General features: G+C 67.4%; 17 protein-coding genes. 6 read left to right on the top strand and 11 right to left on the bottom strand.

Annotated features, from left to right (window positions below; translation table 11 throughout):
* Nucleotides 1-26: 26 nt before the first annotated feature.
* Nucleotides 27-365, top strand: coding sequence for a hypothetical protein (locus ACM1PE_RS21195; RefSeq protein ID WP_059379478.1), 339 nt, complete (start codon nucleotides 27-29; stop codon nucleotides 363-365).
* A gap of 5 nt (nucleotides 366-370) precedes the next feature.
* A complete protein-coding gene (locus tag ACM1PE_RS21190) occupies nucleotides 371-1,240 on the top strand; it encodes a peptidoglycan DD-metalloendopeptidase family protein (protein WP_059379502.1) in 870 nt (289 codons plus the stop codon).
* A gap of 36 nt (nucleotides 1,241-1,276) precedes the next feature.
* Here the strand turns inward: ACM1PE_RS21190 and ACM1PE_RS21185 are convergent, their stop codons facing one another.
* From ACM1PE_RS21185 to ACM1PE_RS21165, 5 genes are all read right to left on the bottom strand, one after another.
* On the bottom strand, nucleotides 1,277-1,564 hold the full coding sequence (locus ACM1PE_RS21185; protein ID WP_059379477.1) for a hypothetical protein: 288 nt from the start codon (nucleotides 1,562-1,564) through the stop codon (nucleotides 1,277-1,279).
* A 152-nt stretch (nucleotides 1,565-1,716) separates the two neighbouring features.
* A complete protein-coding gene (gene infA / locus ACM1PE_RS21180; protein WP_013395703.1) occupies nucleotides 1,717-1,980 on the bottom strand; it encodes a translation initiation factor IF-1 in 264 nt (87 codons plus the stop codon).
* Between the two features lie 488 nt (nucleotides 1,981-2,468).
* Nucleotides 2,469-3,008, bottom strand: a complete 540-nt coding sequence (locus tag ACM1PE_RS21175) for an SRPBCC family protein (RefSeq protein ID WP_059379476.1) — start codon at nucleotides 3,006-3,008, stop codon at nucleotides 2,469-2,471.
* Nucleotides 3,001-3,366, bottom strand: coding sequence for an ArsR/SmtB family transcription factor (locus ACM1PE_RS21170; RefSeq protein WP_059379475.1), 366 nt, complete (start codon nucleotides 3,364-3,366; stop codon nucleotides 3,001-3,003). Before ACM1PE_RS21170 ends, ACM1PE_RS21175 begins: the two co-directional genes overlap by 8 nt.
* A 53-nt stretch (nucleotides 3,367-3,419) precedes the next feature.
* Entirely contained in the window at nucleotides 3,420-3,851 is a 432-nt protein-coding gene (locus ACM1PE_RS21165) for a GFA family protein (RefSeq protein ID WP_059379501.1), read from the bottom strand.
* Between the two features lie 195 nt (nucleotides 3,852-4,046).
* On the opposite strand from ACM1PE_RS21165, the gene phnC reads away from it, so the two are divergent.
* The 3 genes from phnC (at nucleotide 4,047) to phnE (ending at nucleotide 6,770) form a co-directional block, all read left to right on the top strand.
* The gene (gene phnC / locus ACM1PE_RS21160; protein ID WP_059379474.1) at nucleotides 4,047-4,883 is read left to right on the top strand and encodes a phosphonate ABC transporter ATP-binding protein; all 837 of its coding nucleotides are present in this window, start codon (nucleotides 4,047-4,049) and stop codon (nucleotides 4,881-4,883) included.
* Nucleotides 4,884-4,913: 30 nt separating this feature from the next.
* Nucleotides 4,914-5,894 (top strand): phosphonate ABC transporter substrate-binding protein, encoded by a 981-nt coding sequence (gene phnD, locus ACM1PE_RS21155; RefSeq protein ID WP_419340849.1) that lies wholly within the window; start codon nucleotides 4,914-4,916, stop codon nucleotides 5,892-5,894.
* A gap of 81 nt (nucleotides 5,895-5,975) precedes the next feature.
* Nucleotides 5,976-6,770, top strand: coding sequence for a phosphonate ABC transporter, permease protein PhnE (gene phnE, locus ACM1PE_RS21150; RefSeq protein ID WP_088142243.1), 795 nt, complete (start codon nucleotides 5,976-5,978; stop codon nucleotides 6,768-6,770).
* A 33-nt stretch (nucleotides 6,771-6,803) separates the two neighbouring features.
* On the opposite strand, the gene ACM1PE_RS21145 is transcribed toward phnE, so the two are convergent.
* The 3 genes from ACM1PE_RS21145 to ACM1PE_RS21135 are packed head-to-tail and all read right to left on the bottom strand — an operon-like array spanning nucleotide 6,804 to nucleotide 10,178.
* Nucleotides 6,804-7,316, bottom strand: a complete 513-nt coding sequence (locus ACM1PE_RS21145; protein WP_419340848.1) for a GAF domain-containing protein — start codon at nucleotides 7,314-7,316, stop codon at nucleotides 6,804-6,806.
* Nucleotides 7,313-8,287, bottom strand: a complete 975-nt coding sequence (locus tag ACM1PE_RS21140; protein WP_059379470.1) for a tripartite tricarboxylate transporter substrate binding protein — start codon at nucleotides 8,285-8,287, stop codon at nucleotides 7,313-7,315. The genes ACM1PE_RS21145 and ACM1PE_RS21140 overlap by 4 nt, the downstream gene beginning before the upstream one ends.
* A gap of 55 nt (nucleotides 8,288-8,342) precedes the next feature.
* Nucleotides 8,343-10,178 (bottom strand): gamma-glutamyltransferase family protein, encoded by a 1,836-nt coding sequence (locus tag ACM1PE_RS21135; RefSeq protein WP_419340847.1) that lies wholly within the window; start codon nucleotides 10,176-10,178, stop codon nucleotides 8,343-8,345.
* A gap of 105 nt (nucleotides 10,179-10,283) precedes the next feature.
* Here ACM1PE_RS21135 and ACM1PE_RS21130 point away from each other — a divergent pair, with 105 nt between their 5' ends.
* Complete coding sequence (locus ACM1PE_RS21130; protein WP_419340845.1) at nucleotides 10,284-11,249, top strand: LysR family transcriptional regulator; 966 nt, start codon at nucleotides 10,284-10,286, stop codon at nucleotides 11,247-11,249.
* A gap of 9 nt (nucleotides 11,250-11,258) precedes the next feature.
* Here ACM1PE_RS21130 and phnN read toward each other — a convergent pair whose 3' ends face one another.
* From phnN to ACM1PE_RS21115, 3 genes are read right to left on the bottom strand one after another with little or no spacing between them, the layout of a single operon-like run.
* Nucleotides 11,259-11,837, bottom strand: coding sequence for a phosphonate metabolism protein/1,5-bisphosphokinase (PRPP-forming) PhnN (gene phnN, locus ACM1PE_RS21125; protein WP_059379467.1), 579 nt, complete (start codon nucleotides 11,835-11,837; stop codon nucleotides 11,259-11,261).
* Nucleotides 11,834-12,577, bottom strand: a complete 744-nt coding sequence (locus tag ACM1PE_RS21120; protein WP_118932791.1) for a DUF1045 domain-containing protein — start codon at nucleotides 12,575-12,577, stop codon at nucleotides 11,834-11,836. The genes phnN and ACM1PE_RS21120 overlap by 4 nt, the downstream gene beginning before the upstream one ends.
* 2 nt (nucleotides 12,578-12,579) lie before the next feature.
* Nucleotides 12,580-13,779 (bottom strand): alpha-D-ribose 1-methylphosphonate 5-triphosphate diphosphatase, encoded by a 1,200-nt coding sequence (locus ACM1PE_RS21115; RefSeq protein ID WP_118932790.1) that lies wholly within the window; start codon nucleotides 13,777-13,779, stop codon nucleotides 12,580-12,582.
* Nucleotides 13,780-13,841: the final 62 nt, after the last annotated feature.

Raw genomic sequence — 13,841 nt, 5'->3', positions numbered from 1 at the left:
TCCAACCGCTTGAGAGTTCCATCGCCATGAAGGTTCGCACCGCTTTGTCCCTTACTGTCCTGGCAGCCTTGTCGGCCTGCGCCAACGTCAAAGACGTGCGCGACCGCGATCCGGTCTTCTACGGCTCCACCCAGCGCACACCCGAGGACTACACGGCCTGCGTGGCGGAATCCTGGAAGAACCTGGGCGTCAATTTCCAACAGAAGGCTGTGCGCAACGGCTTTGAACTGATCCAGGAAGACAGCCTGGGCGTTGAAGCCGTGCTGACGACCACGCACTGGAAGGGCAAGACCGAAGCGCGCCTGTCCACGCGCATCGCGCGCCGCGACCAGAGCATCATCGAGCCCGCCAACCTGTGCCTGTGAACGCCATGCAGCACCGTCGCGACGTCCTGCGGCTGGGCCTGGCCGCGGCCGCCCTCTGCCTGGGCCTGCCGGCCCGCGCGCAGCAGCAGAGCGGCTTCATCAGCCGCAAGCTCAACGTCCCCGTGCCAGGCGGCGTCGCCGTCCTGGGCCTGGGCAATGCCGAACGCGCGCCCGAGGTCAGCTTCCTGGGCCGGCGCGTGCTGGTCGTGCGAGAAGAGGGCAAGCAGTGGATCGCCGTGGTCGGCATCCCGCTCAGCGTGAAGCCGGGCGAGCAGCAGGTGGAAATCAAGGATGCGCAAGGCAAGCGCTCACAGTCCTTCAAGGTCGGCGCCAAGGAATACAAGGCCCAGCACATCACGCTGAAGAATCCGCGCCAGGTCAATCCGGATCCGGATGACATGAAGCGCATCGAACGCGAGCAGGCCGAGCAGGCCGCCGCCAACCGCGCCTACCGCGCAGGCGTCACGCCCAGCAACCTGCTGCTGGACCGCCCGGTGAACGGCGGCCGCCTGTCCAGCCCCTTCGGCCTGCGCCGTTTCTTCAATGGCGAGGAGCGCAATCCGCATTCGGGACTGGATTTCGCCGTGCCGTCGGGCACGCCGATCAAGGCGCCGGCCGCTGGCGTGGTCGTACTGGTGGGGGATTATTTCTTCAATGGCAAGACGGTGTTCCTGGACCATGGCCAGGGCTTCGTCAGCATGTTCTGCCACATGTCGGCCATCGACGTGAAGGTCGGCGACGAAGTGCCGCGCGGCGGACTGGTGGGCAAGGTCGGCGCGACCGGCCGCGCGACCGGCCCGCACCTGCACTGGAACGTCAGCCTGAACGACGCGCGCGTCGATCCGGCCATCTTCATCGGGGCGTTCAAGCCCTGATCCTGTCCCGGGATTTGGGGGCGCGGAACCGCGCCCTCAGGCCGTGGCGGCCTGCTGCGCGATCAGTTGCAGCACATGCTGGTGCACGCGTTCGGCATAGTCCATATGCTGCCGCACGTTGAACTGCTCGGCTTCCTGCTCGTCCAGGCAGTTGTCGTACTTGGTCTTGGCCTCGGCGTAGGTCAGGCCGGTATTGCGCAGGCTGTTGATGAAGGACTCGCGCGACTGATGCAGCAGGCGCAGGCCTTCCTCGCCCTTGACGAATTTTCTTCGCGCCAGGGCAAGCTGGTCAGCGGCGGCTTGCAGATCTTGTGTCAGGTCCATCTTGCTTCATGCTCGTCCTGCCGGGCGTCGCGCCGGGCAGAGGGCGCCATTCTTTCATGAACGGGCGCTCCACGCATTACGGCATCGCGCGGCCCAGGTTTAAGGCTGGCGCGAAAAGGGAGCCGGCGCGGGGCCGGCCCTGTCGCCCTGGCTTAGCGGCGGAATTGCTGGGGACGCTGCGGCGCGGGACCGCGCTCGTCCTTGTGGCGGAAGTTGATGCGGCCCTTGGTCAGGTCATACGGCGACATTTCCAGGGTGACGCGGTCGCCAGCCAGGATGCGGATGCGGTGCTTGCGGATGCGGCCGGAGGCGTAGGCGCCGACTTCGATGCCGTTGTCCAGCTTCACACGGTAGCGGCTATCGGGCAGCACTTCGTCAACGATGCCGTCCAGTTCGATGAGTTCTTCTTTAGCCATTCTTTTCTCCTATCAAAACGCGCAGCCATACCGACGGCATGGCGCGCCGCGCGTAGCGGCAAGCGCGTCGGACCCGAACGGGCGGGTCCAGCGGTTTGAACGTAAAACGTCCGGGCAAGCGCGGGTAAGGGCCACGGCATCCGAAGCGGATGTCTGAAATGACGGATACTCGCGCCGCGTGGGCAGTGTGCGGCTTGGTCGCGGCGGCGCCTTTTGCGCAAATCGCCGGAAGAAGCGGGGTGGAGCTTGTGCTGCCAGGCCGCGCAACGATGGAGGTGGAGGCGCGCCCGGTGGCGGAGGGGTTTTTCCGGAAAAACCAAGCACGTCCTGGGTTGCCCCGAGCATTGCCCGCAGGCGGTACAGGTTGGCACGCAGAGTGACCGAAGCCCGGTTTTTGCGGAAAAATCACGGACTTATGGTACTGCAAAGCGCAATATTTAGCCAGTATTTATCTGTGGCCGCGCTGCGATAGTTGCTGTTCAACGACTCTAGCGTGCCGGTATCCGCTCACGGTATTCAGCTTCCACCCGGCCGAGCACGGACCAGAACGGACCCGGGGCGCGGCCGGCCAGGCGGGCTTCGAGCACGCCCAGGTGCACATGCCAGCCGCCGGCCACGTCCACCATGCCGTCGCGCGAGGACAGTTTGCGGTGGGTCAGCACCAGGCGCGTTTCCTTGCCTTCCGGCGACAGCTCGAAGGTGACCTCGGAAGGATGGCCGGGGGAGCCGCCCCAGGTGAAAGCCAGCAAATGCGGCGGTTCGCAGCGTGTGATGACGCCTTGCGTGGTGACGCCGCCTTCGTACGGCTTGTAGGCATCAGGCACCGGTTCGGCCACCGAGGACAGGTCCGCGTGCATGAAGCGCAGCGTCACGCCGCCGCCTTCGCGCAGCTCCATGTCGCCGGATGCCAGCCAGCGGCCGCGTTTTTCGGATTCGGTGAGAAAAGCCCAGACCTCGTCGACGCTGGCGGGCAGTATCCGCGTAAAGCGGATGGAGGTGGGGTCCAGAACGACGCCGTGATCACTCATGTGGTTCTCCAGAAGACGCGGCCGGGGACCGGCTGGCGGCGAGCGCGGCTTCCAGCGCGCCCAGCTTGCCCGACCAGAATTGTTCATAGAAGCGCAGCCATTGCATGGCCTCGGCCATGGGTTCGGGATTGAGGCTGCATACATGCGTGCGGCCGCGGATGGAGCGCCGCACCAGACCGGCGCGTTCCAGGGCCTGCACGTGTTTGGAGGCGCCCGCGAAACTCATGCTGTGGGGCGCCGCCAGTTCGCCGATGGTCTGTTCGCCCCGGGCCAGGCTGCGCAGCATGTCGCGGCGCGTGGGGTCGGCCAGCGCGCGAAAGACGGCATCGAGGGCGGGGGAGGGGATCGATTCAACCATGAGGTTGAATATAGTCCTGCCTCGCGAATTAATTCAACTAGTTGGTTGAATTTTTATGTAACCGCCTGCGGATGATCTTCTTCCATCGCCCCATATGCATCGGGGTACTGCGGCAGGCCGTCGGTGATGTCGAACCAGGGCGCCTTGCTGGCCACGTGGCAGTGGGCCGCCGGCTTGATGCCCGGGTCGTCGTCCAGCGGACCCAGAGGCAAGCCGTAGACGTCCGGCGTCTGGTCGAAGCGGGTCAGAAGGGGCGTGCCGCAGGCTTCGCAGAAGCCGCGGTAGCTGCCCGGAGACGAGCAGTACCAGGTGACGTGGTTTTCTCCGCGGGTCCAGGCGAAGTCCTTGGCCTGGACCGTCGCCCGGCTGCGGAATGCCGCGCCATGCGCCTTGCGGCAGATCGTGCAATGGCAGTTGAGGGCGTCGGTGAGCGGACCCGTGATCTCGTAGGCGACGCGGCTGCACAGGCAGGAACCTTTGATCATGATGAACGCCAGGCTGGTGGGGAATATCCCCAATATACCTGTGGCGCGCCGGGCTGGAGGCGGCCTTTGTGACGAACGTCTTTCAGATCGTTCCAGTGTCCCTATTTTCAGCCAAATGAATCGATTCCCGGGTCATCGTGTTGTCATGCCGCGAAAACAGAATGCCGCCATGAACACATCCAAGGGGACTCAACGATGACCTACGCCATCGAAGTACAAGGGCTCAGCAAGAGCTTCCACGCCGGCGCCAAGGCGCTGGACGGCGTGAACCTGCAAGTGGCCGACGGCGAGATGGTTGCCTTGCTCGGCGCCTCGGGTTCGGGCAAGTCGACGCTGCTGCGTCATCTGTCGGGTTTCGTGGCCGGCGACGCGGGCAGCGTGGCCGTCAACGGCCGCATGATCCAGCGCGACGGCCGCCTGAGCCGCGACGTGCGCTCCGCGCGCGCCGGCATCGGCTTCGTGTTCCAGCAATTCAATCTGGTGGGCCGCCTGCCCGTCATCACCAACGTGCTGACCGGCCTGCTGCCGCGCGTGCCGCTGTGGCGCAGCCTGACGCGCTGGTTCCTGCGCGGCGAAGTGCAGCAGGGCCTTGAAGCGCTTGCCCAGGTTGGTATAGACGACTACGCATTTCAGCGCGCCTCGACGCTGTCCGGCGGCCAGCAGCAGCGCGCGGCCATCGCCCGCACGCTGGTGCAGAACGCCCGCGTCATCCTGGCCGACGAACCCATTGCCTCGTTGGATCCGGAATCCTCGCGCCGCGTGATGGACACGCTGGCCCAGATCAACCGCAGCCGCAAGGTAGCCGTGGTGGTGTCGCTGCACCAGGTGGACGTGGCTTTGCGCTATTGCCCGCGGGTGGTGGCGCTGCGCCACGGCAAGGTGGTCTACGACGGCCCCTCCGCCGCGCTCACGCCTGCCATGCTGAGCGACCTGTACGGCTCCGAACTGAGCGAGCTGCTTCCCGAATATGCGCCGCAAGCGCCGGCCATGCCCGGCATGGCGCCGCTGTCCCGCCTGGCGCAAGCCGCCTGATACCCCGACCCATTTTCCCCGGAGCCTTCCATGCTACGCAGAACCTTTGTCACCCTGATCGCCGCCGCGGCCCTGTCCACGCAGGCCTACGCGCAAGACGCCAAAACCCTGAATTTCGGCATCATCTCGACGGAATCGTCGACCAACCTGAAGTCCGTGTGGCAGCCCGTCATCGACGACCTGAGCCGCGCGATCGGCGTGCCGGTCAAGCCCTTCTTCGCGTCCGACTACGCCGGCATCATCGAAGGCATGCGCTTCAACAAGGTGCAGATGGGCTGGTTCGGCAACAAGTCCGCAATCGAGGCGGTGGACCGCGCCAAGGGCGAAGTGTTCGCTTCCGTCATCGACAAGGACGGCAACCCCGGCTACTGGTCGCTGCTGATCGTCAACAAGGACAGCAACCTGAAGACCCTGGACGACGTGCTCAAGCGCGGCGGCACGCTGAGCTACGGCGCGGGCGATCCCAACTCGACCTCGGGCACGGCCGTGCCCGGCTATTACCTGTGGACCGCCAACAAGATCGAACCCAAGACCTTCTTCAAGACGGTGCGCGCCAGCAATCACGAAACCAATCTGCTGTCGGTCATCAACAAGCAGGTCGACGTGGCCGTCAACAACACCGAGGCGCTGGAGCGTTATCGCCTGAACACGGGCAAGGACGCCAACGACAGCGTGCGCGTGCTGTGGAAGTCGCCGCTGATCCCCGCCGACCCGCTGGTCATGCGCAGCGACCTGCCGGCCGACCTGAAGGCCCGCATCCGCGACTTCTTCGTCAACTACGGCAAGGGCAAGGACGCCGAGCGTGAAATGGCCAATCTGAAGGCGCTGACCTATCAGGGCTTCCGCGTCTCCGACAACCAGCAGCTGGTGCCGATCCGTCAGATCGAGCTGGCGCGCGAGAAGGCCAAGGTCGAAGCCGACGCCACGCTGGGCCAGGCCGAAAAGCAGAAACAGCTGGCCGAACTGGACAGCAAGCTGGCCAGCCTGGGCCAGCCTGCCGCCAAGCAATAAGCCTGCAAGCGGCAAGCCGGTGCGCCGCGGGCGCGCCGGCTTGCCCGCAACTGAAACCCAACCAGCGGATCGCCTTTTCCTATGAACGTAGCCATGCAGACCTCCCGCCTTTCCGCCGCGCCGCGCTCGTCGCTGCCAGTCCTGCTCGTATGGGCCGTCGTGCTGGCGCTGCTGGTCATGTCGTGGCAGGGCGCCGACATGCGGCCCCTGGACCTGCTGCGCGATTCGGGCAACATGGCCCAGTTTGCCGCCGACTTCTTTCCGCCGAATTTCCGCGACTGGCGCATGTACCTGGACGAGATGATCGTCACCGTGCAGATCGCGGTCTGGGGCACCTTCCTGGCCATCGTGGTGGCGGTGCCGCTGGGGCTGCTGTGTTCGTCGAACATGGTGCCGGCCTGGGTGTACCAGCCCATGCGGCGCCTGATGGACGCGTGCCGCGCCATCAATGAAATGGTGTTCGCCATGCTGTTCATCGTGGCGGTCGGGCTGGGCCCGTTCGCCGGCGTGCTGGCGCTGTGGGTGCACACCACCGGCGTGCTGGCCAAGCTGTTCTCGGAAGCGGTCGAGGCCATCGATCCGCGTCCGGTGGAAGGCGTGCGCGCCACTGGCGCGAATGCGCTGGAGGAAATCGTCTACGGCGTGATTCCGCAGGTGCTGCCGCTGTGGATCTCGTATTCGTTGTACCGCTTCGAATCCAACGTGCGCTCGGCCTCGGTGGTCGGCATCGTCGGCGCGGGCGGCATCGGCACCGTGCTGTGGGAAATCATCCGCAGTTTCCGCTACGCCGAAACCTGCGCCGTGATGATCATCATCGTGGCTTTCGTGGTCATCATCGACATGGCGTCGGCGCGTATCCGGCGCGCGCTCATCTGAGCCTGCGCGGGGCCCGGGCGGGCCCCGCCGGCCTCAGGCCTGCGGAAGCAGCGCCTGGAACGCAGGCAGCGCCAGCAGGCCCGCCAGCTGCGCGGCCTGCACATCGGCTTCCGACACCACCGCGCGCGGCATCAGGAAGTTGACGGTGCCCAGGCAGACCTCGCCGTACACCACCGGCACGTTGATGACGGAGCGCAGGCCCAGGCGCTGGATCGCGTCATGGTCGTTGAAGAACTCGCGGATCGCCTCTTCGCCTTCACCTACGAACACTTTTTTTTCCAGCAGGACGTGGCGGCCCCAGGCCGTGCCGCTCTTGTCCTTGCTGCCGCCGGGCGGATAGGCTTCGGGGTTGGAGCTATACAGCCGCAGCACCCGCATGGCCTGCGCGTCATAGCGGTTGACCGTGCACAGCGTGTGCGCCAGCGCGGCATGCGCATGGGCGTCGATGGCCCGGAAGGCCGCCGTGGAATCGGCGGCGGCGTATGCCTGGACAATGGCGGCCACGCCGGCCTGCGTCGGCGCAGCGGAACGGATGCTTACGGTCATTCGGCGGTGATTCCCAGTTCTTTGATCAGCTTGCCGTACTTGTCGGCATCGCGCGCCAGGATCTGGCCGAATTGCTCCGGCGTGGTCTCGGTCAGCAGCACGCCCATGTCGCCCATTTTCTTGATGACTTCGGGACGCTTGAGGATCAGGTTGATCTCGCGGTTCAGGCGCGCGGTCAGTTCGGGCGGCATGCCTGCCGGGCCGAAGGCGCCGTACCAGACCGACAGCTCGTAGCCCGGCAAGGTCTCGGCCACCGTGGGCACCTCGGGCAGCAGCGGCGAACGCGCTTCCTCGGTGACGGCCAGCAGCTTCAGCTTGTTGTTCTGCACGTGCGGCAGGGTCTGCGTGCCGGCGCTGAACAGCACCTGCGTGCGGCCGGCCACGGTGTCCAGCACCGCGGGCGCGCCGCCGCGGTAGGGGATGTGCATCATCTTCACGCCGGCGGCCTTCTCGAACAGCGCGGCGCTCAGGTGGTTGGTGGAGCCCTGGCCGGCGGAGGCATAGGCCACGGTGCCGGGATTGGCCTTCAGGTAGGTGATGAATTCCTTCACGTTGGACGCAGGGACCGACGGGTTCACCACCAGGGTGTTGGTGACCAGCGCGAGTTCGGCGATGGGCGTGAAGTCCTTCACGCCGTCGAACGGCATGCTGGAGTAGAGCGCCTGGTTCATCGTGTGCGTGCTCATCGAGCCGACCAGCAAGGTGTAGCCGTCGGGCTTGGCACGCGCCACGAAGGTGGTGCCGATGTTGCCGGACGCGCCCGAGCGGTTTTCCACGATCACGGGCTGGCCCAGCGATTGGGTCAATCCTTCGGACAGCACGCGCGCCAGGATGTCGGTGGAGCCGCCCGCGGCCCACGGCACGATCAGCGTGATGGGTTTTTCGGGCCACGCGGCGTGGGTGAGCGCGGGCGCGGCCAGCGCCAGTCCCAGCGCGCACGTGCGCAGCAGTCGTTTGAATTGCAGTTTCATGGTGTTTACCCCTTTGCTTGATGTCCGGTCTGTGTGCCGGTTGAATGAAACAGGTTCAGCGGCCGGCGGCATAGCCCTGCATGCCGCGCGGGTTGGCGCCGGCGCGCAGCAGCAGGCCGCCGCCCGCGGCAGGCTCGCGGGTGCAGGCGCTGATGCGGCCTTCGGACCAGTCCGGCCCCACCTTGACCTCGTGGCCCGCCGCGCGCAGCGCCTCCAGCGTGGCGGCCGGCATGCGCGATTCCACGGTCAGCCGGTTCAAGGTCAGGCTGCGCGGCCAGAACGAGCCCGGGAAGTGATCGATATGCCAGGAGGGCGCTTCGATCGCCTCCTGCAGGTTCATGCCCATGACATGGCGCAGGAAGAACGCCACCGTCCATTGGTCCTGCTGGTCGCCGCCTGGCGTGCCGAATGCCATGTAAGGCTGGCCGTCGCGCAGCGCGAGACCCGGCGACAGCGTGGTGCAGGGACGCTTGCCCGGCTGCAGCTGGCCCGGCACGCCTTCGTCCAGCCAGGTCATCTGCAGGCGGGTGGTCAGCGGGAAGCCCAGGCCGGGCACGACGGGGCTGGATGACAGCCAGCCGCCCGACGGCGTGGCGGCCACCATATTGCCGTCGCGGTCGATGACGTCGATCTGGCAGGTGTCGCCCACGAATATCTCGCGCGCCGCCCATTCGGCTACCGGCGGCAGCGCGGCGAAGGTCGGTTCGCCCACGCCGAAGCGGGGGTCGGAGGCAGCCAGGGTGCGCACGGCTGCGTCCAGGTCGGGCAGGCGCGGCGCCTGGCCGCCCGGGCAGCCAGGCAGGAACTCGGACGACGCGCGCGCGCCGATGCCTGCCGCGCGGGAGCGGGCGTATTCATCGCTGAGCAAAGCGGCCAGCGGTACTTGCGTGTGGTCAGGGTCTCCGTACCAGGCCGTGCGGTCGGCGAAGGCCAGCTTGGCGGCTTCGGCCACGTAGTGCACGAATTGAGGCGAGGTCGGTTCCAGTCCGGTCAGGCCCAGGTGCCGCAGTATCGCCAGTTGCTGCAGGTGGACCGGGCCTTGCGACCAGACCCCGCACTTGGCCACCGTGTAGCGGCCGTACTGCACGGTGAGGGGCTCGTCGTAGGTGGCGCGCCAATCGGCCAGGTCGGACTTGCGCAGCAGGCCGCGGTTGCGCTGGCCCGTGGTGTCGCGCACCTCGGCCCGGGTGTAGTAGTCGTCGATCGCGTCGGCCACGAAGCCGCGGTACCAGAGCTCCAGCGCGGCGTCGATGCGGCCGCGCCGGTCGGTGCTGCTGGCATGCGCTTCGTCCAGGATGCGGGTGTAGGTGGCGGCGATGGCGGGCGTGCGGAACAGTTCGTCAGGCGCAGGCACGCGGCCGCTGGGCAGCCAGACGTCGCGCGAACTGGTCCATTCGTCGCGGAACAGCGCTTGTACCGCCAGAATGGCCTGCGAGATGCGCGGCACCAGCGGAAAGCCGTTGCGCGCATAGTCGATCGCCGGGCGCAGCACGTCGGCCAGTTCCCAGGTGCCGTAGTCGCGCAGCAGGGTCAGCCAGGCGCCGAAAGCGCCGGGTACCGTGGCGGGCAGCAGACCGATGCCGGGCACCAGTTCCAGGCCCAGGCTGTGGAAATAGGCGGGCGTGGCCAGCGCGGGCGCGGGGCCCTGGCCGCAGAGCGCGCGCATGCGCTGTTCCCGCTCGCTCCAGAACAGGATGGGCACTTCGCCGCCGGGGCCGTTCAGGTGCGGTTCCACGATCTGCAGCGTGAAGCCGCCCGCGACCGCCGCGTCATAGGCATTGCCGCCGCGCTCCAGCACGCTCATGGCCACTTGCGAGGCCAGCCAATGGGTGGAGGAAACCACGCCAAAAGTGCCGCGTATTTCGGGGCGGGTAGTGAAGGATGCGCTCATGAGGCCGGTCCGGGCAGCAGGGGATGGTTGCAGTATAGGGTCATGAAATAACTGTTTTTTCCTTTGTTGGCATAATTGAATAACCAATTGGTTATAGGAAAGATCGTGACCTGGGATGCAGCCCGTCTCGCCAACCGCCTCAAGCATCGCCACCTGGCGCTGCTGATCGAAATCGCCAGGCACGGCTCGCTCACGCGCGTGGCCGCCGCGGCCGGCATCAGCCAGCCCGCCGTCACCAAGGCGCTCACGGAGATCGAGGACATCTTCGGCGCGCCGTTGTTCACGCGCACCGGGCGCGGCCTGCAACCCACGCCGCTGGGCAACCTGGCCCTGGTGCGCGCGCGCCACATGCTCAGCGACCTGGACCTGTGGGCGCGCGAGGTCGAGGCCCTGCACGCCGGCCGTTCCGCGCATCTGCAGGTGGGCGTGGTGCCCTACGTGTCCAGCGCCTTGCTGACGGCGGCCATCAGCCGCCTGCACCAGCGCCACGGCGTGACGCTCAGCCTGCACCGCGCCACCACCGACCATCTGGTGCCCATGCTGCGCCAGCATGAACTGGATTGCATCATCAGCCGCGCCACTTCGACCGTGGCGCCGGAGGATCTGATCCACCGCGTGCTGTACCGCCAACGGCCGCGCCTGATTGCGCATGGCCGGCTTGCGCAGCGGCTGGCGCGGCGCAAGCCGGACTGGGCCGCCGTCGCGGCAATGGACTGGGTCCTGCCGGCGGCCAACACGCCGACGCGGCAACTGATCGTGGAGCACTTCATCCGCGCCGAATTGCAGCCGCCATCGCCAGTGTTGGAGGCGTACTCCACCGACGTGATCGAAGGCATGCTGACGGTGAACGAGACCCTCATCTCCGTGGTGCCGGAGGACATCGCGCGCGAACTCTGCCAGCGCGGCAAGCTGGGCATGGTGCCTTGGGACTTCGGCTGGGAATTGCCGCCCATCAACCTGATACGGCGCAAGCGCGAACAGCCGCTGGCGGCGGAGGAATGCTTTTCGGAGATCCTGCTGGATCTGTGCGGCGACGCCGCCGCGCCCTGGGGCCAGGGCGATCCGCGTTGACCGGCGGCGCTAGGCGTTGAGCTTGTCGCGGGCGATGTTCAACAGTGCGGCGGCAGCGGTTTCCGGGGCAGCATCGTTGCTGACGCGCAGCAGCCGGCATTGTTGCGGCACGGGGAATGCCTGCATCGCGCGCGCCAGGCGCTGCGCGATCTGTTCCGCGCTTTCCCGGCCGCGTCCCGCCAGGCGGCGGACGAGCTGGCCGGGATCGACCGTGACCTCCACGGCGGTCAAGGCCGGGTAGCGCGAGTGCGCCTGTTCCAGGTGCGCGCGCGAGCCGTTGATGATGACCGCGGCGCCGCAGGAGAGCCAGGCGTCTATTTCGATGCCGATGCCGTAATGCAAGCCATGGCTGGCCCAGCGCAGGGCGAAGCAGCCCAGCGCGGCGCGGCGTCCGAACTCGTCTTCGGTCAGGCATAGCGCGTCTTCGGTGGCGCCGCTGTCGCGCGTGATGTAGCGATGCGCGACCAGCACGGGCTCGTCGCCGCGCAGTTCCGCGCGCAGCAGGCGCAGCAAGGTGTCCTTGCCGCTGCCCGATGCGCCCATCAGGTAGATCAGCCTGGTGCCGTCGGCGGGAACCGAGGTGCTCATGCTGCCGCCGGCCCTTGCAGATAGCCGGCCCCGGCCGCATCGGCGCTGGTGCCGTCAAAGCCGTAGTGCCGTGCCGCGACAAAGTCCGCGCCTGGCGCGGGCTGCACGTAGACGCTGACTCCGGGAACGGCCATGGGCTGTCCGCGCAAGGGATCGGCGAACGCGGCGATTTCAGCCTGCGCTTGCGACAGCGCCTCGCCGTGCAGCTTGCCGGTCAACGTGATGTGGAAGACGTAGGTATCGAATACGTACGGATAGCCCCAGCGCGCCAGCATGGATTGCTGCGGCGGACTGAGCGATTGCGGTTGGCGGCGCGCGGTTTCCTCAGGCGTGGGCGGTGCGCGCAAGGAGTCCAGGTCGCGCACGGCGGCTTCGGCCAGGGCCTGGATGCGCGCGCGTCCCTGCGTGTCGGATGCAGCGATGCGCCAGGCCAGGAAGCCGCGCAGCGGTTCGCACTCCAGTTCCAGCGAGAATGGCGTGCCGCCTGCGGCCAACTGGCGGGCGGCCGCGTCGACTTGTTCGGGGCTGGCGCCCGGATTCAGCCGGAAGGGCGGCTTCAGCGTCGCATGCAAGCCATAGTGGCGCGGCGCTTCGGTCCAGCCGCGCGACGCCGCGTTCTGGCCCGGCAGCGGCGGCAGCGCCAGGCCGGTGTCGGCGCAGCGGCCCAGCCAGCGGCTGCCGTGTTCGCGCCAGGGGCCGGTGGGCGCCAGGTACAGGGCGTAGCGATGGGCGAGCGGCATGGTCAGGCCGCCATGCGCTGGCTATGGCTGTCGCCGAAGGCGCGCGTGGCATAGCGCAGTTCGCCGCCCACGATCGCGGCGCAGACGCGGGGCAGGCCCGGCACCTGGTCGTCCACCACGATGGCGTCGGCGATCAGCCCCGGCGCCAGTGCGCCGCGGTCCTTCAGGCCGGCGGCTCGGGCAGGATTCAGCGACACCAGATCCCAGGCCTGCGCCAGCGGCAGCACGCCGTCGTTGGCCAGCTTCATCACGGCGGCCAGCGGGGCAGGGTAGTAATAGTCGGACGTCAGAATGTCGCACAGGCCCGCACGGATCATTTCGGTGGCGCCGGGTGCGCCAGTGTGGCTGCCGCCGCGCACGACGTTGGGCGCGCCGAAGACCACCGAATCACCCAGGTCGCGGGCCACGCCGGCGGCCTCGCGGGTCAGCGGAAACTCCGCCACGCCGCAGCCCAGCTGGTGGTAGTAGCGGCGGGTGGCGGCATCCGGATCGTCGTGCGAGGCCACCTTCAGGCCCGCTTCCTGCGCGCAGCCGGTCAGCTCGCGCATGGCATCGGCCACCGCGTCGGCGGCAGCCATGGCGGCGCGGATGCGGTCCTGGAAGACGTCGAGGTCGCACTCGGCGCGGTTGGCGTACTGCATCAGCTTGCGCTCGTCGCCCAGACGGCGCGCCATGCTGGGCAGGTGGTCGTTCAGGGCCAGGAAACGCACGCGGCCGTCGCGTATCCATTGCTGGGCAATCTCCAGGCCGCCCACGTGATGGGTTTCGAAGCGCAGGTGCACATAGTGCCGCGCGCCCATGAGATGGCGCATTCTTTCCAGCGCGTCGAACATGCGTTCGGCGTAAGCCTCGCCGCGCAGCCCGCCTTCCCAGGACAGGGTCACGCCATGGAACTCGGTGGTGATGCCGTTGGCCAGCAGTTGGCGGTCCACGTCGAACAGGGCGCTGTCGTAGGGAAACGTCACGCTGGGCCGCGGCATGACGGCGCGCTCGAAGGCGTCGCCGTGCAGGTCCACGATGCCGGGCAGCACCAGCAGATTGCCGGCGTCGAACCAGGGCGCGCCCCGCGGCGCCGCGGCGGCGGAGCCTTCGATCAGTCCGCCATGGAACCGCAAGCTGGCCTGTTCGACGCCGCGCGGCGTCAGGATGCGTTGGCCTGTGACACCGGCCAGGGGCGAGGGGGCGTGCGTGTGTGTGTTCATGGCGTGACGTTAGTGGGATTGCATTACAACCAGATGTCTAGATGAGTTAATCCATTAGTCGG

It is taken from the genome of Achromobacter sp. PD1 (genome assembly GCF_048541815.1).
Classification (GTDB): Bacteria; Pseudomonadota; Gammaproteobacteria; order Burkholderiales; family Burkholderiaceae_B; genus Achromobacter; species Achromobacter bronchisepticus_A.
This window is presented reverse-complemented; position numbering and strand designations above follow the sequence as displayed.